Annotated in this window: 20 protein-coding genes; 1 reads left to right on the plus strand and 19 read right to left on the minus strand. The window is 46.5% G+C overall.

The genetic code is table 11. The annotated features are described in order from the left end of the window. Positions 1–93: 93 nt before the first annotated feature. From ACFQ0C_RS10685 to ACFQ0C_RS10750, 14 genes are all read right to left on the minus strand, one after another. Entirely contained in the window at positions 94–1716 is a 1623-nt protein-coding gene (locus ACFQ0C_RS10685; RefSeq protein WP_379366570.1) for a response regulator, read from the minus strand. Beyond that, complete coding sequence (locus ACFQ0C_RS10690; protein ID WP_379366572.1) at positions 1694–3448, minus strand: sensor histidine kinase; 1755 nt, start codon at positions 3446–3448, stop codon at positions 1694–1696. The genes ACFQ0C_RS10685 and ACFQ0C_RS10690 overlap by 23 nt, the downstream gene beginning before the upstream one ends. Before the next feature lie 524 nt (positions 3449–3972). Continuing rightward, positions 3973–5595 carry a collagen-like protein gene (locus tag ACFQ0C_RS10695; protein ID WP_379366574.1) on the minus strand — a complete coding sequence of 541 codons (1623 nt, stop codon included), beginning with the start codon at positions 5593–5595 and terminating at the stop codon, positions 3973–3975. A gap of 1638 nt (positions 5596–7233) precedes the next feature. Then, positions 7234–7533 carry a hypothetical protein gene (locus ACFQ0C_RS10700; protein ID WP_379366576.1) on the minus strand — a complete coding sequence of 100 codons (300 nt, stop codon included), beginning with the start codon at positions 7531–7533 and terminating at the stop codon, positions 7234–7236. A gap of 63 nt (positions 7534–7596) precedes the next feature. Continuing rightward, positions 7597–8067 carry a RidA family protein gene (locus ACFQ0C_RS10705; protein WP_379366578.1) on the minus strand — a complete coding sequence of 157 codons (471 nt, stop codon included), beginning with the start codon at positions 8065–8067 and terminating at the stop codon, positions 7597–7599. A gap of 72 nt (positions 8068–8139) precedes the next feature. After that, positions 8140–8424, minus strand: a complete 285-nt coding sequence (locus tag ACFQ0C_RS10710) for a 2Fe-2S iron-sulfur cluster-binding protein (RefSeq protein WP_379366580.1) — start codon at positions 8422–8424, stop codon at positions 8140–8142. Positions 8425–8459: 35 nt separating this feature from the next. Further along, a complete protein-coding gene (locus ACFQ0C_RS10715) occupies positions 8460–9137 on the minus strand; it encodes a GntR family transcriptional regulator (protein ID WP_258217141.1) in 678 nt (225 codons plus the stop codon). 78 nt (positions 9138–9215) lie between these two features. Beyond that, positions 9216–9746, minus strand: coding sequence for a chromate transporter (locus tag ACFQ0C_RS10720; RefSeq protein WP_258217140.1), 531 nt, complete (start codon positions 9744–9746; stop codon positions 9216–9218). Next, a complete protein-coding gene (locus ACFQ0C_RS10725) occupies positions 9743–10330 on the minus strand; it encodes a chromate transporter (protein ID WP_258217139.1) in 588 nt (195 codons plus the stop codon). Before ACFQ0C_RS10725 ends, ACFQ0C_RS10720 begins: the two co-directional genes overlap by 4 nt. Before the next feature lie 124 nt (positions 10331–10454). Beyond that, complete coding sequence (locus ACFQ0C_RS10730; RefSeq protein ID WP_379366583.1) at positions 10455–10928, minus strand: GlcG/HbpS family heme-binding protein; 474 nt, start codon at positions 10926–10928, stop codon at positions 10455–10457. A gap of 41 nt (positions 10929–10969) precedes the next feature. Beyond that, positions 10970–12448, minus strand: coding sequence for an aldehyde dehydrogenase family protein (locus ACFQ0C_RS10735; RefSeq protein WP_258217137.1), 1479 nt, complete (start codon positions 12446–12448; stop codon positions 10970–10972). Between the two features lie 133 nt (positions 12449–12581). Then, positions 12582–13286, minus strand: a complete 705-nt coding sequence (locus tag ACFQ0C_RS10740; protein WP_171656014.1) for an iron-containing redox enzyme family protein — start codon at positions 13284–13286, stop codon at positions 12582–12584. A gap of 175 nt (positions 13287–13461) precedes the next feature. After that, positions 13462–14865, minus strand: coding sequence for a hypothetical protein (locus ACFQ0C_RS10745; protein WP_379366586.1), 1404 nt, complete (start codon positions 14863–14865; stop codon positions 13462–13464). Between the two features lie 3 nt (positions 14866–14868). Further along, on the minus strand, positions 14869–15615 hold the full coding sequence (locus tag ACFQ0C_RS10750; RefSeq protein WP_258217135.1) for a creatininase family protein: 747 nt from the start codon (positions 15613–15615) through the stop codon (positions 14869–14871). Positions 15616–15798: 183 nt separating this feature from the next. On the opposite strand from ACFQ0C_RS10750, the gene yyaC reads away from it, so the two are divergent. After that, positions 15799–16404 (plus strand): spore protease YyaC, encoded by a 606-nt coding sequence (gene yyaC, locus ACFQ0C_RS10755; RefSeq protein ID WP_379366588.1) that lies wholly within the window; start codon positions 15799–15801, stop codon positions 16402–16404. Positions 16405–16423: 19 nt separating this feature from the next. Here the strand turns inward: yyaC and ACFQ0C_RS10760 are convergent, their stop codons facing one another. The 5 genes from ACFQ0C_RS10760 to ACFQ0C_RS10780 form a co-directional block, all read right to left on the minus strand. Next, positions 16424–17881: a hypothetical protein gene (locus ACFQ0C_RS10760; RefSeq protein WP_258217133.1), complete on the minus strand. Its 1458-nt coding sequence runs from the start codon at positions 17879–17881 to the stop codon at positions 16424–16426. A 471-nt stretch (positions 17882–18352) separates the two neighbouring features. Continuing rightward, complete coding sequence (locus ACFQ0C_RS10765; protein ID WP_379366591.1) at positions 18353–19234, minus strand: ABC transporter permease; 882 nt, start codon at positions 19232–19234, stop codon at positions 18353–18355. Then, the gene (locus tag ACFQ0C_RS10770) at positions 19215–19994 is read right to left on the minus strand and encodes an ABC transporter ATP-binding protein (protein WP_379366593.1); all 780 of its coding nucleotides are present in this window, start codon (positions 19992–19994) and stop codon (positions 19215–19217) included. Before ACFQ0C_RS10770 ends, ACFQ0C_RS10765 begins: the two co-directional genes overlap by 20 nt. 4 nt (positions 19995–19998) lie before the next feature. Next, positions 19999–21051 (minus strand): ABC transporter substrate-binding protein, encoded by a 1053-nt coding sequence (locus tag ACFQ0C_RS10775; protein ID WP_379366595.1) that lies wholly within the window; start codon positions 21049–21051, stop codon positions 19999–20001. Between the two features lie 92 nt (positions 21052–21143). Beyond that, the gene (locus ACFQ0C_RS10780) at positions 21144–22190 is read right to left on the minus strand and encodes a Nif3-like dinuclear metal center hexameric protein (RefSeq protein ID WP_258217129.1); all 1047 of its coding nucleotides are present in this window, start codon (positions 22188–22190) and stop codon (positions 21144–21146) included. Positions 22191–22491: the final 301 nt, after the last annotated feature.

The following is a 22491-nucleotide window of genomic DNA, read 5'->3' on the forward strand; positions in this document are numbered from 1 at the left end:
TGTTGCTGCTTCTTAACTAAAGTATAAGTTGTCCAGGGGGAGACGAATACGGATGATATTTTAAGATAATAGAGCACAATTTAAAGATAACGCTTATTCCCGGTTGGACATACCGCGGTATTCTTGCGGCGATACATCGTAATAGCTTTTAAACAGCTTCGTAAAATAGGGGGTATACTGGTAGCCGAGCTGGGCTGCGATTTCATAGATTTTGGCTTTCGAATTTCTTAACAAATACGCGGCCTTCTCCATGCGGTAACGGTATATATATTCACTCAAATTCTCACCTGTTTCTTGCTTGTACGTAACCGATAAATAAGCAGGATGCAGATGCACGTGCTCGCTGATCGCCTGCAGGGTCACATCCTCCGACAGGTGACGTTCAATATACTGATGAATTTGCAAAACAAAGGAGCCCCTCGTCACTTTGCCGCCATCGGCTACGCGCTCTTTAATCCGCTCCAGCACCTGCATCGCCCAGCCACGAAGCTGCTTCACCGTGCGAAACGTTGCGACATTATTCCCTGACATATAGGGCTCCTCTATCACATCAGCCATTTGCAGTCCGTTCATGTGAATCACATAGGTATAAGCATTCGATAATGCAAAGAACACTTCCGACAAATATTCCGCGGTATCCATACCATTGCTGCTTAGCTCTTCAAAAATATAATTCAATCTCTCCTGCGCATCCTGCCACCGGCCCGTTTCAATCAGCTGCAAAATCGTTGGAGGCTCATGCAAGCGCTGGAGGGGGCGCAATGGTGTTTGTGGCGGTTGATCCCACAGGCGAAGAAAAAGCTCCTGCTCGCTGCCAGGCAGCCTTCTGAATAACAGCAAAGCTTTTTGATATAACTCAGCCATACCTGTTGGGAAAGCCTCGAAGTCACTGACGATTACCGAAATTTTCCCTTGCAAATAGATCGTTATATAATGCTGCAATTGCGGGATCAGCTGCTCCAGAACCTTTTTTCTGGGAGCATCCAGCAAATCGCTGTTTTTCATTTTGATCAGGAAAGCCAGGTATTGACTGTCATCTTTGCAGGCCCAGACTTCAAAATGATCGTTAAGCACTTCCTCGGTAATATTAACGACAGCAAATTCGAATAAGGAAATGCTGCGCTCGTCATATTCCAGAAAACGATTCTCAATTCTAAGCAGCATGATGGCTGCCCGATCACCTGCAGCGAAAGGAATATTCAGCTTTTCCATTTCTTCGGTCAGTTTCTCTGAAGTCAGCTTCTTCCCTTTGAGCAAATCGAGCAGCAAGGATGCTTGCAAGTGCACCAAATGAGAGCGTAGCGTCTCATGCGCCTTTTTGTTGGAGACTGCTGCTTCCCTCCTTTGCAGCAATACCTCCGCTGTTTGGAGAATGGTTTGCAGCAGCTCGTCCTTCTTCACAGGCTTCAGCAGGTACGCCGCTGCATTGGTTTTTAACGCCTGCTGCGCATATTCGAACTCAGCATAGCCCGATAGGAGTATACATTCGATATCCATCTGTTTTTGTTTGACATATTCACAAAACTGAAGTCCTGACATCCCGGGCATGCGAATGTCTGTAACAACGATATCGATGGGGAATTGCTCTATTAATGCTACGGCCTCCTGTCCGGAAGCTGCCGTATATACTTGTTCAAAATCAGCTGTTTTATTGATAAAAAACGCCAGATCCTCCAAAATCATAGGTTCATCATCAACCAGAAGCAATCGAATCATGATCATAGCCTTCTTTCCAGTATATAGTTACACAAAGTCCTGATTGGGTTGATGAGGAGGTTATTTCCAGACCCGAGGTTTCACCATACCAATACTTTAACCGTTGGTGTATATTCCAAAGCCCGTATCCTACTGTCTCATCCATAGGTTGATTAAGCTGTTCCGTTAGCTGCTGCTGTCTATCTGAGGAAAGTCCAACACCGCTGTCTTCAATGGTAATGCGGATATATTCCCCTATCACCTCTCCGCTGATAACAAGGGTTCCTCCACCCATTTTGGGCTCCAAGCCATGCACAATAGCATTTTCCACGATCGGTTGTATGAGCAGCCTTGGCATCCGTATATCCATCATTTCTTCAGGAACTTTAATTTCGTATTGGATCCGCTGCAGCCTTAGCATGTGGATTTCCAAATAATTTTTCACTAATTTTAGTTCATCCCGCAAGCATGTGTTGGGGTCATCAAGCCGGGTGATATAACGATAGTAATCACTTAGATTGTATGCCATGGCAATAACGGACTCATTACGGCCAAGACTCGCGGAGCTAATGATGAAATTAAGACAGTTGTACAAAAAATGTGGATTAATTTGCGCCTGCAGTTGCTTGAGCGTAGCCATCCGGGATCGATTCTTCTCTTCATACACATTTTCAATCAAGTGCTGAATTTGCCCCGCCATGTCATTAAATCGAACGACGACAAAATCGAATTCACTATGAAACCATCTATGCAGCCTCACGCTAAAATCACCGTTTTGAAATCTTTTTAACACACCTGTGAGTGCGTGGAGCGGAGCCTGAACGTGTTTATACAGCAGGAAGGAAGCCATGATCCCCACCACAAGCAATAGGATAATAAAGCCATAGAAAAAGTTGCGAATCTTAGTGATGGGAGATAAAATTTGCTCTAGCGGCGTGTAATCGACAACATAATACCCGAGTGCTTGCGAATAAACGTAGTTAACCAGATACGTTTTTTTGCCGATTTCCGAAACAAAGTCGCCTTTTTCCTCCAGCGTTTTTTGAAAAAGAGCATCAACAACAGCACTTGTCGTTTGTTTGTCGGAACTGCGGTTGTAGCTGAGATGATTTTGTCGGTCAACCATGAAAGGGTCACCCTTGCTGCCTGTCTTCAACTGGTCCAGTAGAGAAGTAACATTGGACTCATAGAACGCCATTTCTGCAATAACCAGGCTCTGATCAAGCTTTCCGTTTTCATTTATGGGTCCGCCTGCGTAATAAACGAACGATGACATATCCGGACGGTCAGGGTCTGGCCTATAGCTCCAACCGGGGACCCTTACACTTTTGTCCAGTTTTCGCTCATCATAGGGAACTTGGCGAAATGAAGTCGACAACGTTCTTTGAACGGAAGGAAAGTACAAGGTGATATCGTTATTCCAACTGTTCGCGGAGCTCTGAAGGGTTAATTTCTCCTGAACGTTGGATTCGATTTGAATCAACTGTTGCTGTGGACCTGATAACATTGCCCTTTCCATCCCCAGGACAGTCGTGTCTCTCGTAAGTGTGATCGCATTCATAGCCAAGCTTAGAGCTGTCGCATCCAATTGCTTGCGGAAAAACTCCAGCTGATTGCTCTTTTCCTTCTGCAATAACCCCTCCACAACCTGGACGCTAACCTGATTCGATAAACCGTAAAGAAGTAAAATCGGGATTAGAAAAATAAAAATGACGGCATTGAGCTTAGTAAAAATATTTTTTTTGATTATCATAAGTATCCCCTTTGCGCTGCTGCTAACCTCTGATCCTTGTGATGCTTGCACAACTCGTGGCAATTATATGAGTTTATGCTGCGAAAAACAAGACAGCTGCTATACCTCATTGTTCCCGCTTTCTAAAAAACAAAAGAAGATCAAGGCTTAAATGGCCTGATCTTTAATGAAGTTCGCCTCATAACAGTGTTATTATTGATCAAGTTAACTTCCGCAAACGCATTAACCATCCAGAACAAGGCTTGGACTAGCAAATGCCGACTGCCAGCCTTGCGCAATCGACGCTTCCCCAATTCTCATTCCTTTTAACCCTGTCTTCGATCTTGCAGCACCGCAGGCCACTCAGTTTATCACCGGCAGCCTGCTTTGATCTCTGTTTTGAAACTACCATGTTCCGTTGGAAAATCAAATCATATTAAGGGATGAGGAGTTCAATAAACAATTACATTCGATCACAAGAGTAGTTGTTTTGTTCAAACATCTAGACGTTCGATCTAACTGTGATGGTTCTCATTTCACTAGGACTAACTTAATTTTTTGATTACAACAGAAGCGTTTACGTTTGCTTGTGTGCCCCCAGCCAAAGTCTGAAGGGTAACCGCTGCAGCTGAACTATGATTTCGGAGAGTAAGAACATCGCCTGCTGCTAAAGCGAATATTGCCTGCCCATAGTTTGGCTGAGTGCCGGCACCTGAACCGTATACGGTTCCTGCAACTAGGATGCTTCCATTTAGAAATAGTGCAAACTGGTTGGGCTCTACACCCGATACAGAAAATGTAACCTCATAGTTGCCCGGATCAGTGACTGCAATCCCAGAAGTTCCAGGAGCATGCGTAATTCCAGGTGTAAGAATACCATTTGTATCAAAAATAACATCAGCCTCTATTGCAACCACTTGAGCACCTAAGTTATAAATGTACCCAAATTGGGATAACCCACCTGCAGATCCAGTGGCTCCTTGTGGGCCCGTAGCTCCTTGTGCTCCTGTTGCTCCTTGTGGACCTTGAGTTCCTTGTGCTCCTGTAGTTCCTTGTGGGCCTGCAGCTCCTTGTGCTCCTGTGGCTCCTTGGGGACCTGCAGTTCCTTGTGCTCCTGTTGCTCCTTGTGGGCCTTGAGTTCCTTGTGCTCCTGCAGCTCCTTGTGCTCCTGTTGCTCCTTGTACTCCTGTTGCTCCTTGCGGACCTGCAGTTCCTTGTGCTCCTGTTGCTCCTTGTGGGCCTTGAGTTCCTTGCGCTCCTGCAGCTCCTTGTGCTCCTGTGGCTCCTTGTACTCCTGTAGCTCCTTGCGGACCTGTAGTTCCTTGTGCTCCTGTGGCTCCTTGTGGGCCTTGAGTTCCTTGTGCTCCTGTAGCTCCTTGCGGACCTTCAGCTCCTTGTACTCCTGTAGCTCCTTGGGGACCTGCAGTTCCTTGTGCTCCCGTTGCTCCTTGGGAGCCTTGAGTTCCTTGGGCTCCTGTTGCTCCTTGTGGGCCTGCTGCTCCTTGTACTCCTGTAGCTCCTTGCGGACCTGTAGTTCCTTGTGCTCCCGCAGTTCCTTGTGGGCCTTGAGTTCCTTGTGCTCCTGTTGCTCCTTGAGGACCTACAGTTCCTTGTGTTCCCGTTGCTCCTTGGGGTCCAGCAGTTCCTTGGGCTCCTGTGGCTCCTTGAGTTCCTTGAGTTCCTTGGGCTCCTGTGGCTCCTTGGGGACCTACAGTTCCTTGGGCGCCTGTAGCTCCTTGCGGACCTGCAGTTCCTTGGGCTCCTGTAGCACCTTGAGAGCCTTGAGTTCCTTGTGCTCCTGTTGCTCCTTGGGGACCTACAGTTCCTTGGGCGCCTGTAGCTCCTTGCGGACCTGCAGTTCCTTGGGCTCCTGTAGCACCTTGAGAGCCTTGAGTTCCTTGTGCTCCTGTTGCTCCTTGGGGACCTGCTGCTCCTTGTGCGCCTGTAGCTCCTTGGGCTCCTGTGGCTCCTTGCGGGCCTTGTGTTCCTTGTGGACCTTGTATGCCTTGGGGGCCACCCTGTGGACCTGTTGGGCCTTGGGTTCCTTGGGCTCCTGTATCACCTTGAGTTCCTTGTGGGCCTTGGGTTCCTTGGACTCCTGTAGTTCCTTGCGTGCCTTGAGTTCCTTGTGGACCTTGAGTTCCTTGAGCTCCTGTAGTTCCTTGCACTCCTGTGGCTCCTTGCGGGCCTTGTGTTCCTTGTGGACCTTGTACGCCTTGGGGGCCGCCCTGTGGACCTGCTGGGCCTTGGGTTCCTTGGACTCCTGTAGTTCCTTGCGTGCCTTGAGTTCCTTGTGGACCTTGAGTTCCTTGAGCTCCTGTAGTTCCTTGCACTCCTGTGGCTCCTTGCGGGCCTTGTGTTCCTTGTGGACCTTGTACGCCTTGGGGGCCGCCCTGTGGACCTGCTGGGCCTTGGGTTCCTTGGGCTCCTGTATCACCTTGAGTTCCTTGTGGGCCTTGGGTTCCTTGGACTCCTGTAGTTCCTTGCGTGCCTTGAGTTCCTTGTGGACCTTGAGTTCCTTGAGCTCCTGTAGTTCCTTGCGTGCCTTGAGTTCCTTGTGGGCCTTGGGTTCCTTGGACTCCTGTAGTTCCTTGCGTGCCTTGAGTTCCTTGTGGACCTTGAGTTCCTTGAGCTCCTGTAGTTCCTTGTGCTCCTGTAGTTCCTTGAGGGCCTTGAGTTCCTTGTGCTCCTGTAGTTCCTTGAGTTCCCTGTGTTCCTGTAGCTCCTTGAGGGCCTTGTGCTCCTTGTGCTCCTGTAGTTCCTTGAGTTCCCTGTGTTCCTGTAGCTCCTTGAGTTCCTTGTGCTCCTCTAGCTCCTTGAGGGCCTTGTGCCCCTTGTGCGCCCCGTGCACCTTGTGTTCCCTGTGCTCCTTGGGCTCCTGTAGCTCCTGTATCTCCTTGTGCTCCCGTAGCTCCTTGTACTCCTGTAGTTCCTTGAGTTCCCTGTGTTCCTGTAGCTCCTTGAGGGCCTTGTGCCCCTTGTGCGCCCCGTGCTCCTTGTGCTCCTTGTGCTCCTTGTGCTCCTGTAGCTCCTTGTGATCCTGTAGCTCCTTGTGCTCCCGTAGCTCCTTGTACTCCTGTAGCTCCTTGTGCTCCTGTAGCTCCTGTAGCTCCTTGTGCTCCCGTAGCTCCTTGTACTCCCGTAGCTCCTTGTGCTCCCGTAGCTCCTTGTACTCCCGTAGCTCCTTGCAGGCCCTGAGCTCCTTGTGCTCCCGTAGCTCCTTGGGGAACATTTACACTTACAATTTTCTTCTTGACGACAATTTTCTTACAACATTCTCTCTTCACTGGTTTTTTTCTCTTCACAGGTTTTTTTCTCTTCGAAGGGCAGACAATAACCTGCTTCTTTATACAGCCCTTTTTTCGTTTCTCTAGGGGACAACCCAATCCAAACACCTCCAAATAGGTTTGATGTATCATACTCCATTCGTCTATTGGTGGCATGGACATTTGTCTTCTAACTAATAGACAACGGTCTATTTATTACTAAAATAGGTTTTTGTATAGGGTTAATATACAGTTACAACTACTTTTCAGAAAACATAAGATATAAATGGACAACTCAATACAAGCACTTAGACCCTCCTATGAATACTATCAGAGAGGGTCCTTTTTAGTTTTCATATAAACTTAGTTCATCAATGACAGACGAAAAACAGATTTCATGTTTATTACAAATGGCGGCGGTAGCCAAAAGCTAGCCAAAACGCTGTTTAACAAGGCTTCGATTAAGAAAACGGAAATGCTGGATTATAACACAAAAAAGGCGCAAGCTTCATCAAGCCCGCACCTTCTGCTGCAACCAGTCTATACAACCTTAACGATCTTGCTGTCTTTATCCATATCCAACTCGTAGATTTCTTTCTCTATCTGTTCGGTTGTTTCAAACTTGGGAAATACCTTAATAGGAATACTGTTGTCCGGGAATACCTCGGATACGCCTTGAATTACGATTCTAGTAACCGGATTTTTAATTTTGCAAATGGAGAATGTAGTTTTTTTCTTACCAAAAAAGTGATATTCATATTCAGCTATTGTTTCCAAGTCAGGATTGTCAGTAACCGTCTTGTAACGCTCTGTTGTGGATACCATAATAAATTCACTCATTTTCAAAACCTCCAGTTAATCTATTATTTAATGGCATAAACCAGTTCAATTCAGATTTCATTTTTATTCATACCGGACAATTAGTTCCACTTCGACTGCTGCACCACCAGGCAAGGCAGCAACACCAATGGCTGAACGGGCATGTGCGCCCTTTTCACCAAATGCTTCAACAAGCAGATCGGAAGCACCATTCAACACATAAGGCAAATCATAGAAATCAGAAGCAGCGTGGATAAAGCCTTCCATCTTAACAATACTCACTACTCGGTCCAAATCCCCCAGAATGGTCTTTAGTGTCCCCAGTTGGTTAATTATACATTGCCGAGCCGCTTGATAGCCTTCTTCCTTCGTTAAATCCAACCCTACTTTGCCTTTATATTGGAGCACACCGTTTACTTTAGGAGTTACACCGCTCATATAAATCATCGGCTCTACTATCGTATAGGGAACATAATTACCACTCGGCTTAGGAAGTGACTCTAGTTGAATATTTAGCTCCTTAAGCTTCTCCTCGACCTGTATGCATTTTTCCAATTGGAGCGCCCCCTCCAGGCTTGTCTGAAAGCCAAGGTATAAGCTCACGGCAGTGATTCCGAGAAGCTCAAGCTATTCTTGGCGGATCTCAATATCATCTGAAATATACAATTGGCACGCTAAACGGCAGCCATCATTTAATTTGTCGCCAAGCATTTTATTCTCTTTCCAGTTAGGTTCGGCAAGAGCCTCGCCGCCTGCAAGAACGGTGACCATACATTTGGTGCATTTACCCATGCCGCAGCCATACTTCAGATGAGGAAACTTCTTGATCCCGGCTAATACAACTAAATTGCTGTTTGCCGCCACTTCCTGCTCATATAGCTCTCCATTATGGTGTAATTTCACATTGGGCATAGCAAACCTCCTCTAAACAATTTAGCATCCTTCAATTACTCTTTTTCCAATGCTTCCATATAAGCCTGCTTGGAATTTTCCAAATGGATTTTCGTTAGCTGCTCCGCAAGATCTCCATAGCCGTTAAGGACTGCCAATGCCAGCTCCCGGTGCTCCTCTGCGGCTTTACGCATCCGTCCAGGAAGCTCATATCCAAGATGGGCAAAAGCACGGATGTAATCCGACAGGCTATCCAGCATCTGTGTTAATCTTGGGCTCTGCGCAGCGCGGAAAATGATTTCGTTAATTGAAAAATGGAACATGCGGTTTTTCAAATCAAACACCGGCTGTGCAAGTGCCTGATCAATTTCCTCAATGATGCGTTTCAATTCGTCACGGTGAGATTGCTCCGCTTTTTGTGCGGCCATCTTCATCGCCAAGCTTTCTAACGCGGCAAGTATTGTAAATATTTCAACGATTTCTTCCGGCGACAGCTTGGACACAACCACGCCTTTACGCGGCATCGTTTTGACAAAGCCTTGGGATTCAAGCCGGAACAGCGCTTCTCTGATTGGGGTACGGCTTACATTTAGTTGATCCGCCAGCTCACGCTCGATAATGCGTTCACCCGATTTATACATTCCTTGAACAATGGCTTGTTTAATATACTGGTACACTTTATCTCGAATAGGGCTTAATTCTTCATCTTTCCATATGACTGGCATGTCTGGCATCTGGTATACCTCCGAATGTTGTTTCTTCTCAGTGTAATCGAAATGTCATATAGTGTAAAACAAATTCGAAGGTACTATTCAACTAAGAAAAAAAGCTCCGTAGACCATAGCAGAGGCTACCACCAAACCCGGATGAATTTTCAGCTTCTCCAAGGCTATTAAACTGACCGCTGTAAGCGCTGCTGTCTGCCATATTCCTGCAGACTGATAAGCACTTGCAAAAAACTGAAAGGCTAACGTTCCCAGCAAAACCGCTACGATCGGGCGTACGATCTGAGTCATAGCCGCAACCTGCGGAGCCGATTTAAAAAACTGCAGAAATTTGAACAAGATCACCATGGCGATAGCAGTTGGCGCTATAGTTGCAATCAAAGCCACCACCGCACCCGTAACGCCTCCTACCTGATAGCCAATGTATCCGGCAAGCTTGGTCGCGATCGGACTTGGCAGCGCATTTCCCAGCGCCAGCACATCACCGAATTGCTCCAAGGTCATCCACCCGTAATGATCAACTACCTCGGCTTGCAGTAAAGGGATGATCGGCGGCCCGCCGCCGTATCCTAAAATATTAGGAATGAAAAAGGCCCAAAATATGTGCAATAGTATCATGCTGAAAAACCCCTGTCAGAATCGGCCTGCTTTTTCTTCCTCTTTTTGAATAAATAGGTCGATTCGATAAATGCGTAAGCAAGAGCAATGCCTATGAGCAGTCCCGGGTTCAAATCCAGCAAAACCAAGACAACTAACGAGATGACCGTCCAGCCGATTGTTCTGCTCTTCGTCCAGCCTTTCCAAGATTTCAGGAAAAACTCATAAGCCATAACGGCCATCATCACACCGATTACCGGCTGAATACCGTGCGTCATACCGCCTACAATTCCGGAATCCTTCAGCTTATAAATGAGACCCAGCAGAAAAATCATCGCGGCTAGAACAGGGATGACCATGGCCAAGATCGCGATAAAGGCGCCTGCTGTCCCTTTCACCTTATAGCCAATGTACCCGGCCATTTTCGTGGCGATTGGTCCTGGCAGGGCATTCCCCATAGCCAGCACGTCCGTAAATTCCTCGTCTGTCATCCATTTATACTTCTGTACGGCTTCCGCATGAACAAGAGGAATCATGGTAGGTCCTCCGCCGTAACCCAAGACGCCGATCCGGAAAAATCCGAGGAACAAATTCCAATACTCCATCTTGCCTCTCCATCCTTATCTGTCACAAGTCTGCGAACAAGTCCCGCTGCACGGCCGAAGCATTCGGATGCGCAAATGCTTCTCCAGAACGCCTTCGGCCATTCCGCTCGTACTCTCCACACAATTACTTCTTAATATCCGCCTGTGTCATAACTTCGTATTCACTGCCCAAGTAATTTTGTAGCGCCTTCAGTGCAGCTGTCCCAACAGCTGTATCCTGCTCCCCATTGCCTCCGCTGACACCAACACCGCCGACGACTTCCCCGTTCACTACGATTGGGAAGCCCCCAACGAATATAGCGAACTTGCCGGGCAGCATGGCATGAATACCGAATGCTTCGCCGGTAGTTGAAGCCGGTCCGCCCGGTTGATTGAACAAATGGGTCGACCGCTTGTGTCCGCTTGCTGTAAACGCCTTAGCTATAGCAATCTCGGGGCCTGTGATGCGCCCGCCATTCATACGCTCCAGAGCTATGACATATCCGCCGTCATCGACAATACATATCGATTCCAGAGCTTTTACTTCCTCAGCAGCGATTCTTGCCGCCTCCAGCATGACTTTCGCTTCTTCCAATTCCAGCTTCAATACTGATTTCATAGGTGGGTAGCTCCTCCATTCCCGATAATTAAACCCATCAATTAATCGATGCTTTTTACCCCGTGGTATACACTTTTAATTTGCGTATAGAATTCAAGCGCTCCGCGTCCCGACTCACGGTACGTAGCTGTGCTGGACATTTTCACACCGCCAAATGGTGCGTTATAAGCATTTCCTGTTGTTGTCCGGTTAACCTTGACCACACCTGCTTGAATGTTATTAATAAAGTGCTGAATATGATTAGGATCAAAGGTGCAAATAGCTGCTGACAATCCGAATTCCACATCATTAGCAATGCGCATGGCTTCTTGGAAAGAGGTGACACGAATGATCGAAATGACCGGTCCGAATATTTCTTCCTGAGCAATTCTCATGTTCGGCAGCACATTGGTGAAAATAGCCGGTCTGACATAATAACCGCTTGCGTACTCGCCTTCGGACAAATGCTCACCGCCATATACAAGCTCCGCACCTTCGGCTTTGCCGATCTCTACATATTCCAGCACATTCTTCAATTGGCTGGCATTCGCGAGCGGGCCAACTTCGATGCCCTTGGTGAGGCCACTGCCTACCGTCAATAGTTGAGTTTTGGCAATGAGCGCATTAACAAACTGATCATGAACGGAGTCCATTACGATGACGCGGCTGGTGCCTGTGCATGCCTGACCAGTCAATTCGAAGCCGCCTTTAATAGCTAATTCAGCCGCTTGCTCCACGTCGGCGTCCTGCATGACGATAAGCGGGTTTTTGCCGCCAAGCTCCAGTTGAACGCGAGTGGACAAACGAACGGATTTATTAATTTTCTCACCTGCACCTGTTGAGCCCGTGAACGTCACAGCTTTGACTGCTGGATGAGTTACAAGCGGAGTACCTGTCCTTGATGCTGATCCGGTGACGAAGTTGATTACTCCAGCAGGCAATCCTGCATCATGCAATGCCTGAACCAGACGAAACGCAATTAAAGGCGTATCTGATGCCGGTTTGAAAACCACCGTGTTACCTGAAACCAAGGCAGGAGCAATCTTTCGAACAGGAATGGATAATGGAAAGTTCCATGGAGTGATGACCGTTATAACGCCTAATGGCTCTTTTTTTGTATAAACAAAGGTTGTAGGGTCGTCAGAAGGAAGTGTCTCGCCTGCTACATTCAAGCCTTCTGATGCATAGTAACGCAATGTTTGAGCTGAACGCTTAACTTCCATACGGCTGCTTGCTAGCGTTTTCCCTTCTTCCCGGGTCAATTCCTCCGCATACTGCTCCAGGCCCGCTTCCAACAAGTCGGCTGCTTTATATAAAATTTCAGCGCGCTTGGTTGGAGCTACATAGCGCCAGGTTTGAAACGCACGGTCTGCGGATTCAATCGCCAGATTGACATCCTCTTCTACAGAGGCTTGGAAGCGTCCGACGATTTCAGCTGCATTGGCTGGATTCGTATTCTCGAATGTAGCTCCGCTTACCGAATCCACCCATTGTCCGTTAACCAGGTTTTTAAATGTTTGTACCGCTGTCTCAATTGCCATATAAATCCCCTTTCCTAAAGCTCGCACCAGATAGGGCTATTGTTAAACCAATTCCCGAGAAAGAAGGAATTCTCGGGAATTATTAACGTGCTATATCATAAATCATAATAAGTATAATTTCAGTAGGGCTGTATTATTCTAAGCAGAACTCGCGAGAGATAGCTGCAATGTACATTCTGCGCATTTTGGTTGCTTCTTCAACGATTTCAATGCAACGCTGTTGATCCTCAGGTGTTCTAGCATATTCCAGAACGATTTGATAGCCGCGTTCCCCGTGAATTTCATCGGATACGATGTGAAGATCGAAGAATTCCACTTCTTCATCCGTGAAGCCGTATTTCTCACGAAGCGTAGGTGTTTGTCTGCGGTAAATAGCAGGCACTTGCGATTCAAGCCCTACAACCAGAGCCGCTGTAGCAAACAAGAAGTTCTCTTTGAATGCCATCCGATAGCACCAGGATTGAAGACCGATTGTTTCAGGAAGCAAATGCTCCATCGATTCAACACGCTCACGGGTAGTTCCACAAGCCTCTCCGAAACGAATCAACAGATCAGTATGACGATCGCCGCCAAGCTCTTCCTCCCACATGTTTTGCAGCAAGAAATCTCTTGCATCCTCATGCGGACAGTTAGCATATATATAAGCCAAATACTCTGCGAACGGGCCCACGTATGCGTAGTGCTGCTCAACCCAGCTTGCAAAATGTTCTTTCTTCAACTCACCGTTTGCCCACATAGTTGTAAAAGGCGCTTTAGCTACCGCATTTCCTTCAATGGCTTGCTCCAAAGCGTGGCGGAATTCCTCTTTGTTCATTAAGCGTGATTTAGTCAATGTCATTATAAAAGCACTCCTCTCAAATTTGAAAAAAAAGTAGGATAAATTGCACTAGCTCATTTTCTGCAAAGCGGGCCTTTATTGATCCGAATTATTCATTTCATTGTTTCATTTGGTTTTTGGTATATTGTATACCAAAAATCTTATAACTGTATTATTACTTACCTGGGCTCATCTGTCAACCCACTTTTTTGAGGATTAGCAGAAGCAGCATCGCCATTAGTAAATACGCAGCGGTAAAAGGAATATTCCAATTGGAGACCCGATATGAGCTCTGCCCTGAGAGTCCCGCCATCATCCCTGCCGTTGCATTATAAGGACCTACCATAAAAGCCGCAGCCGCTCCTGTAAGCATAGCAATTGCCGTAAGCTCAACAGAAAGTCCGAGTGCATTCGGATTAAGAGACTCAGCAGCAAGAGCCAAAGCAACAGCTGGGTGCAAGCCGGCAAAAGCCAGTACCAAAGGGATCAATGGAATGAATAATAGAAACAGATCCGCTCCCACCATATCTTTTACATCCATAATCCAACTATTAATAAGATGTCCCGCACCCGTAGTTTGAATGGCCGATATCATAAAACCCGCACTGAGAAAAACGAAAAATTGCTCTTTCATTCTCAACAGATGCTCCGGCAGCAGACTCCGGCTCCTTTTAATAAACAGCTTGCCCTTGCCCAACAGCACCGACCATAGAAAAGCAAAAGGTATGACGGATACGGCAACCAGCAGCAAAAAGCTGAAATGAGAATATTTCTCCAATATCGAAATCAAACTATTAAAAACAAGAATCGCAATAAAAATTTGTATGGGATGGCTTGCCTTAAGCCCTCCTGCCTGCCCCTGCTCGAAATACGGCAGCCCTTCCCTGGATGCGGCCATTTCATCAAGAATGGTTTGGCTTAGCAGCTTCTGCCTGCGATTAGCGATCCATCTCCCCATAAAGCCGTCCAAGGCAAGCCCAAGCAGACTGAACGGTATAACAATGGGTAAAATAGAGCTCCAGGCGACCCCTGTCATCTCGACAATAATGCCAACAATCGGCGCTACTGGCGTCCAAACAATCGGCATACTATAGCCATGGGTTATCGCTCTGCTTATAAAGCGTTCCTTCTTTTCAATCGGATATAAATCAAGCGAAGGACGAATGGTATGATACATCATCGGCAATGTGGCCAAATTCATAAAAGAGCTAAATATATACGACAATCCGGAAGTGATAGTATAGAGCAAACCGGAATGCTTGATTTTGCTTTGAATGATTAACTGAATCCGGGATGCGTATTGCCCAAGCTCGATCGGCAAAGCAATTAGCGGAAGCAAGGCAAATAAGCTTAAAATATTCAGCATATTGCCAAAGCCCGATACAAAGCTTACCCATGATGCTCCGTTCACAATCAGAAGCATAATGCCTATGCCTAAGAACACAACGCCCATCCCTTGCACGAATCTTTTAACGGAAGGAAAAACAAAGATAACAATTAGCAAACATACTACAGAGATAACCCATTGAAATAGCTGGATAGGATAGAAGGCCGAGCAAAGATAAGCAGCTATCGCTATTATGAATAAAGTTTGCTTCATATTTTATATCACTTCTTTGACTGCCTTGGTTAAGCGCTCCAGAGCGGTTTCCACTATTTCCTTACCTATGTCTTCACTAGCTTTAGTAGCATCTCCAATACAGCCGTTGCGCGTCATTTCATCATAATAATAAAATCCTTGCAACGGATTGCCCGGACGCAGCTTCTTCCATCGTCCTTCCTGATAATCGGCCGCTTCCAGCTTATCCTTCCGTACTATATGAGGAGCCAGATAGAGCGCCTCCGATACCTCGCGGTCACAGCTGTGACCATATAGCTTCGATTCGATCCGTCTATCCATGACATCTTTAGCGGATGCGGTCGTTTTGGCATAATAGATACGCACATCCAGCTCAGTGGTAAGCATATCGACCGCTACTCCAAGCGTAGCCTGATTACCGCCATGGGAGTTGAGTATAAGAAATTGATGGATACCATGCTGTTTTAAAGACTTCATCATATCTCGTAGAATGGCAATTACAGTTGTCGGCTCCAAAGAGATCGTTCCTGGAAAATGAATATGATGCGGCGAAACCCCCATATTAATAGTAGGAGTTAAAACGGCCTCAGGGTGCAATCTCTCAGTCAACCGTTTACCCATCTCCTCCGCCAGAACCGCATCGCAGCTTTCTACCATATGAGGACCATGCTGCTCATGCGCCCCAAGTGGAATAATAGCAATCTTAACGGTTTGAAGCGCTTCTTTCACTTCAGGCCAAGTCATCTGTGTTAAAAAATACGGGTTCGGCATAATGGCATAATCTCCTTCCTTGCTATATAATATGGTGTATTGTATACCATTATTACGAGAAATGAATAAATCTTTTTCTCTCTTTAATGTTTATTGCACTATCCCTTATGGTTTACAATATAGTATAACGTCATATACGACTTGCAACCAATCAAAGATCAGCAAGAAAGCAGGCGATTCAACATGATGCATCACAAGCATTACCTGGATAAAAAGTCAGCGCCTTATATTTCGGATTTATTAACCAAGCATTTCATGAAAAATCCGGACTACACTGAAATAGTTATCATTTGCATAGGAACAAACCGCTACAACGGTGATTCCTTAGGCCCTCTGGTTGGCAGCCGTCTGACTGAACGACTCGAGGGGCATCCTCATGTTCATATTTACGGAACATTGACCAAACCTGTACATGCTTTGAATATGCACAGAACGTTAGCCGACATCGCGAGCAAGCATAGCCGTGCTTACGTCATCGCCGTTGACGCTTGTCTCGGGCAATTTTATAAAATCGGTACGCTTCAGCTCGTGGAGGAGCCTCTTCTACCAGGAGTCAGTCTAAACAAGCAGCTGCCTCCCACTGGCCACATTCATATTAAGGGTATTATTAACAACCATGGTCCGTTAAATCATAAAGTCTTGGAGCATACTAGCCTGACCTTCGTACAGGAAATGTCGGCCGTTATTAGCCGGATCCTGGTCAAATCGAGCCAAGACATCATTCCCAAGCTTGTACAAGAACAGCTCTCAATCGAGCCGTTATCGGATCAATTATCCTCGGAGTTCTAGCAAACTGAGCCTTACACATCTACCACAGCAGCATAGCAGCAATAGTCGATACGATTAATCCAATACAAACCGGCAGGAAGTTTTTACGTGCCAACTCGATAACGGATACTCCAGCAAACCCCGCTACAGCTACGAGTGATGACCAGGCAATAAGCGTTCCACCACCAGACCATACCGAACCCATTTGACCGATAGCCGCTAATGTTGAAGGATCCATGCCTACTGTTGGTGCCAATGCACCCGAAAGGGAGCCCGTTAATGGCAAACCAGAGAAACCCGATCCTTCCAACCCTGCGATAATACCGATAAGCAAGATTCCGAATGCTGTGAAAAACTCGTTGGTTGGTATTGCATATTGCACAGACATAACCAGATCATACAGAAAAGCGGGAGCCTGAACGTTATCGGCTAACGACAAAACGCTTTTCGAAAAATCGGCATTACCCAAGAAGAAGAAGCCTGCAATTGGAATCACCGGTCCCATCGCTTTAAAGGCAAATACAAAACCTTCTGTAAGGTGATCCCCAATCTTGTCCAACGCACTGATTTTGGAAAACACGGTACAGGACAGAATAAGCAGTATTACTGCAACACCGCCGATAAAAGCCGCTCCGTCTCCACCTTCAAAGCCGCCCATGTTCGCACCGCCGAATTTACTTGCGGCCATAACAATCATGACTCCAAGCATAGATACCGGCACAAGTACGGAAAAGATTTTGGACCATCTAAGCACGGATGGAGAAAGGGATTCCGTTGCTGCTGCTGCCTCCGCATACTCAACTGTAGTTGCGGCTTTCAATTCTGTCACTGTCGCCTCTTGTTGAACAACCGGAGCATCCGATTTACTGCGGATCGCCTTGCGGTGCATCAAGTATGCGCCCATGATGGATACTACACCCGTGATCAGTGACAACACCATAGCCTTGTCCGCTACAAGCGCTGTTGAAACACCGGCTCCTTTGGCACTTAGCATGGGAGCAATTTGCATGACATAGTCGGAGGATAACGCCATCCCCTGACCCGCAAGAGCAACAGACATGGCCGCAGCCATCGGCGGAAGCCCCACACGAATTGCCGCAGGGAACAATAACGCTCCAATCAGAGGCACAGCCGGTGTCGGCCAGAAGAACAATGAAATAACATACGTAACCGCCGCAAGTACAAAGAATGCTACATGGCCATTAACGATCAGCTTCTGAATAGGCCGTATCATTCGGCGGTCCGCTCCGATATCACGTAAGGATGCCAGCAAAGCCACCATAAACGTAATGATCAGGAAAATCGTGAAGAGTTCTTTTGCAGCAGTCAGATTCGCGTTATAAACCGCTTTGAAACCGCTAATCACATCACCCTTGTAAATCCATCCGACTAAAAAGGTCCCGATTAAAGTCGGAATGATAACACCACGTCTGAACAACATAACTACAATTACTGCCACTGTGATAAAAGCGTACATAAGATGTGATGATGTGATCATTCGATTCCCCTGCCTCTTCGTTGTAATGTACTTCACAGTGATTGTAGCACATTTTTATTCGCTTAAATAGTCTTTTTTGGCATTTGGTATACAAAAATTAATAGAATTTGAGTTTAACTGTCCAGAACTTTCCTCGATATCGCTTTTTAGTGTTATATATTATGACATAGAAAAAGAAGCCTGCGGCATCAGCTTGTTTGGAACTATTTGCTTTATTTCCATATGTTATGTTAATTGTCGATTTCACACCCCCGTAGAACGTATTTCATTCTAAATTAATGAAAACGGTTAATGGAAGCGATTACATTTCTGATAAAATGTATTTTATCACACTTCCAAATAAATAACTAGGCATATTGCATATTGTATACAATAATTTCAGTAAAAACCCGCCGATCTCATCAATAAAACATGAATAGGGCAGGCTTTTCATCATTAACAATTCCATCATTTTCCTTAATCTTACTGGCATCAACCCTCAAAATGATACTTCTTCTTCGCAAACCGACCCACGGCATTAACCAAGCCATACAATATAATAGACAATACAGCCAACATGGCGATACTGACCATAACCATATTCATTTGAAACACTTGGCCGCCATAGATGATCAAGTAACCAAGTCCCGCCTTGGAGGATAAAAACTCGCCCATTATAACTCCGACCAGCGTCAAACCAACATTTACCTTCAACGTTGCAATAAAATTCGGAATACTTGCTGGCAGAAGCACCATCCTGAGCATTTGAGCTTTGGTAGCGCCGAACGACTCCATCAGCTTCAGCTTTGTTTTGCTAATTTCCTTGAATCCGCTCTCAATCATAATAATAGAAACAATAACGGATATAGCCATCGCCATCCCATAAATCGAATACTTATCACCCAGCCAAATGTAGAAAATAGGGCCAAGCGCAACTTTAGGAAGCGCGTTCAACACGACAACATAAGGCTCCAATACTTTGGAAGCAAACGTCGACCACCAGAACACAATGGCTATTAAGGTGCCTGCCGCCATGGAAACCACAATTCCAATCAAAGTCTCAAACGCCGTTGTCCACGTATGCTTGAACAGCTCCCCTTGAAATGCGAGCTCCTGAAAGGAGGTAACTAATTGTGACGGCTTGCTGGTCAGCATCGAATCGACCCATTTCATAGTAGCAGCCAATTCCCACAAGCCGAGAAATCCGGCTAATAACAATAATTGGCTGATTCGCACCATCCACAGTTTGCGCTTTTGGACTCGAAGATATTCGGAATACAGCTGTGACGCTTTATTCTCTACAACCAATGCTACCGACTGTTCCTTCCGCGATTCCTGACCGATAGTTGACTTTCTAACCGGTAGCGACGACATGTCCTTCCAGCTCCCTCCAAATTTGGTTAAAGTAATCATTGTAGCGACTCGCTTCCCGCTTCTTCCACGGAGAAATCTCCTTCCCCTCACCCAACTCAATATTGTAAATCGAAGAAATCGTGCTCGGCCGCTTCGACATGACCATCACTCTGTCCCCCATGCTGATAGCCTCTGAAATATCATGCGTGACCAGCACCGCCGTCTTTCCTTGATCCTTAATGATCTTAAAGATTTCATCAGCAAGCGTTATTCTTGTCTGATAATCCAGAGCAGAGAACGGCTCATCCAGCAGCAGGATATCCGGCTCGGTCACTAGTGTGCGGATTAACGCCACCCGTTGTCGCATACCGCCGGAGAGCTGTGCCGGACTATGATGAGCAAAGCCCCCCAAGCCGTATCGTTCCATCAGCTCCATCGCCTTGCGCTCGGCTTTCCTCAAATCCATCCTGCGGATTTCCGCTCCAACCATCAAATTACTCAGAATATCCCGCCATTCGAACAGATGATCATGCTGCAGCATATACCCTACCTTGGGGGAGGTGCCGGACACAACCTGCCCATTGATCATCACTTTGCCCTTCGTCGGCTTGTACATACCGGAAATCAGGGATAACATCGTACTTTTACCACAGCCGCTCGGTCCCACAATACTGATGAACTCGCCCGCTTCAATGGACATATTGATGTCGCGTATAGCTTCTGTTTCTTGCTTCAATGTAAAGTAGCTTAAACAAACATCCTCCAATTGAATTTGCGCCATAAGCTTATTTCCCCTTCCCGATATTTTTCACGAAGCTCATATCAATGACCGCGTTCATGTCAGCCACCTTCTGCTCCGGCTTAAGAACACCGTTGTCGATCAGCACCTTTTGCAATGCTTCGAATTGCTCCGCATTCAGCTCAGGAACAGCAGGCCAGGTATCCTGTTTCTTATAACGATCGATCGATTGAATAATAATCTCCTTAGGCGTTCCTTCAAAGAATGGCATTAACGCTGCTGCAATCTCATCAGGAGAAGCTGTGTTCAACCATTTCGTCCCTTTGGATACAGCGTTTACGAATTTCTGAATGATTTCAGGATTCTTTTTAATGTAATCAGACGTTGCCACATAGGAGGTTTCCGGAAAAGAGCCGAAGGCTTGTCCTACAGAAGTCGCATAAAAGGCTTTGCCCTCTTTCTCCAAAGTGGAGGCAATCGGCTCGAATACTTGAATATAGTCGCCTTTACCGCTCGTGAAAGCTCCCGCCATCGCCGTCGAAGCAATATTGGTCACAACATCGACCTTGTTCACCTTCTCCAGCAGCAGCTTATTATTTAGCACCATTTGGGGTGCACTTCCCGGTCTCCAGCCGATGACTGACTTCCCTTCCAGATCACTCCATTTAAAAGCATCCGCTTTGGTACGGGAGAGCAGGAACGAGCCATCTTTCATCGTCAGCTGGTGAAAGACTTTAAGCGTCTTGTCCCCTTTTTGATTATAAATATAAATAGCAGTTTCCGGTCCAACCAAAGAGATGTCTGCAACCCCTGCAATCAGAGCAGCCGCTCCCTTATCTGAGCCTTGTGCTGTGTTCATATCTACATTCAGGCCTTCTTCTTTAAAAAAACCTTTTTGCATGGCGATATAGTGAGGAGCGTAGAAAATAGAACGAATAACTTCCGAAAATTTGACTGTTTTTAACGCTTCCTCCTTCTTCCCTTCCGAGGCTGCGGCTGGTTTAGCATTCGATTGGACAGCAGGCGCAGAGCCGCATCCCGCGGCAAGGGCTAACAGCACGGCAGAAAGCAGTAGACAGGCGGTTTTCTTCATTCTCATTTAAAGATCATCCTTTCAGAATATACTTTTATGATATCGAATAAGCTTCCTGAAAAACTTCGTGATCCAAAGGGAGCTTTTGGAACAACCTCTTATAGCAGTTGAACAGCCTGGGGTGGTTTGGACACCAAATGCATTTCTGCCATTTCTTTGCCGTATTTAACCATCTGAGAGTGACCGACATCTTTAAGCGCGACAGCCGTTATTCGTTCTCTTAAGAGGAATACCTCAACCTGCGGAAGCAGCATTTCCAATGCATAAGCGAGCGGAAGCCCATTTTCCATAATCTCAACCGAATGTGAATTACCTACTATGAAATTAAGCCCTCGATGTTTGGCTAACCGTACGAATTCATGATCCTCCCTCACCCTGCTGATACTGGCAATAATCGTATCCGTTTCCGGATACATTTGCAGTGCCGTTTCCAAATGCTTCATCGAAAATCCGGTATGCGGAAAAAAGTGAAGGAAGTGCTTGACCGGACTATCCGGTGTGCCGCTTAGCAGCTTGGCCGGATTCGAGATTGTCGCCTCCTGCAAGGTGGACTCTCCGCGGATCGCCCGCTCGGCCTCCAGCATATCCTGGTCGATTTCCCGTCCCATGAAACGGTCTATTCTATCCAATACATCCCCCGCGGTATGGACCTCAGGAAGTGCAACGCCCTTATGAAGCACATTGCCAGGGATACCGCCAAAAGCAATATCCGTTGTCAGCTTGGTATGTCCATGCAGCAGCGTAAGCCCCGGATGAAGCCCGTGGAAAGCTTCATGCATCTCGATCAGCGATAGATTATATAAGGGTAAATAATCCGCGAACGGCACACCTCCCGAGCTGGCTGCATCCGCCACAGGGTGATGGACGATGATTAGATCAAGTCTCATAGCCGAAGCCAGCTCGATAACCGACTCGGTAAGGGTCATTCCAACACCTATGCGTGATACCGGCTTACGTTTATCGCCAAATATGAGCCCCGGAATTTCAATGACACTTTTCCCCGGGATATTCGAGGTTTTCGTAACCACATAAGGATTAGTGCCAGAGGTTACCTCGTTCCAATCCATGACCATCCTTCCTTTGGATATTACATTAAGCGCTTCCAACACATTTCCCACATCCGTTTGAACCCGTGTTTCCTTCATACGCTTCCTCTCCCTTGCTGCATCTGTTTAAATGGATTTCATGTAATGGTTCAGTTGAGAAATAGAAAAAACCGCCACCATGAGCATACGGATTCCTTGCGGACCCGGATATGTCATAAAGTAGCGGTTGCAAGGCTCTCCGAAGAGTTCCTTATTACCTGCTTTAGGCATGGTCTTGTGAAAGAAGCAAAATGGAGTCTAATCTCTTTTAACTAAAAGGATTCGATCCTTAATGCTCTCAAATACCATACTTATCGTAAAAATCGAATGGTAAAGCTTGTTTTTGAAGCGCTTACACAGA

The sequence above is a fragment of the Paenibacillus sp. GCM10027630 genome (genome assembly GCF_042676305.1).
Classification (GTDB): Bacteria; Bacillota; Bacilli; order Paenibacillales; family NBRC-103111; genus Paenibacillus_S.

Bases quoted from the DNA above. Each gene is read 5' to 3' on its own strand.
- ACFQ0C_RS10750 (WP_258217135.1), bottom strand. From the start codon at position 15,615: ATGCCGAACCCGTATTTTTTAACACAGATGACTTGGCCTGAAGTGAAA.
- yyaC (WP_379366588.1), top strand. From the start codon at position 15,799: ATGATGCATCACAAGCATTACCTGGATAAAAAGTCAGCGCCTTATATT.
- ACFQ0C_RS10690 (WP_379366572.1), bottom strand. From the start codon at position 3,448: ATGATAATCAAAAAAAATATTTTTACTAAGCTCAATGCCGTCATTTTT.
- ACFQ0C_RS10710 (WP_379366580.1), bottom strand. From the start codon at position 8,424: ATGCCCAATGTGAAATTACACCATAATGGAGAGCTATATGAGCAGGAA.
- ACFQ0C_RS10775 (WP_379366595.1), bottom strand. From the start codon at position 21,051: ATGAGAATGAAGAAAACCGCCTGTCTACTGCTTTCTGCCGTGCTGTTA.
- ACFQ0C_RS10740 (WP_171656014.1), bottom strand. From the start codon at position 13,286: ATGACATTGACTAAATCACGCTTAATGAACAAAGAGGAATTCCGCCAC.
- ACFQ0C_RS10715 (WP_258217141.1), bottom strand. From the start codon at position 9,137: ATGCCAGACATGCCAGTCATATGGAAAGATGAAGAATTAAGCCCTATT.
- ACFQ0C_RS10760 (WP_258217133.1), bottom strand. From the start codon at position 17,881: ATGATCACATCATCACATCTTATGTACGCTTTTATCACAGTGGCAGTA.
- ACFQ0C_RS10685 (WP_379366570.1), bottom strand. From the start codon at position 1,716: ATGATTCGATTGCTTCTGGTTGATGATGAACCTATGATTTTGGAGGAT.
- ACFQ0C_RS10765 (WP_379366591.1), bottom strand. From the start codon at position 19,234: ATGTCGTCGCTACCGGTTAGAAAGTCAACTATCGGTCAGGAATCGCGG.
- ACFQ0C_RS10745 (WP_379366586.1), bottom strand. From the start codon at position 14,865: ATGAAGCAAACTTTATTCATAATAGCGATAGCTGCTTATCTTTGCTCG.
- ACFQ0C_RS10730 (WP_379366583.1), bottom strand. From the start codon at position 10,928: ATGAAATCAGTATTGAAGCTGGAATTGGAAGAAGCGAAAGTCATGCTG.
- ACFQ0C_RS10720 (WP_258217140.1), bottom strand. From the start codon at position 9,746: ATGATACTATTGCACATATTTTGGGCCTTTTTCATTCCTAATATTTTA.
- ACFQ0C_RS10770 (WP_379366593.1), bottom strand. From the start codon at position 19,994: ATGGCGCAAATTCAATTGGAGGATGTTTGTTTAAGCTACTTTACATTG.
- ACFQ0C_RS10780 (WP_258217129.1), bottom strand. From the start codon at position 22,190: ATGAAGGAAACACGGGTTCAAACGGATGTGGGAAATGTGTTGGAAGCG.
- ACFQ0C_RS10725 (WP_258217139.1), bottom strand. From the start codon at position 10,330: ATGGAGTATTGGAATTTGTTCCTCGGATTTTTCCGGATCGGCGTCTTG.
- ACFQ0C_RS10735 (WP_258217137.1), bottom strand. From the start codon at position 12,448: ATGGCAATTGAGACAGCGGTACAAACATTTAAAAACCTGGTTAACGGA.
- ACFQ0C_RS10700 (WP_379366576.1), bottom strand. From the start codon at position 7,533: ATGAGTGAATTTATTATGGTATCCACAACAGAGCGTTACAAGACGGTT.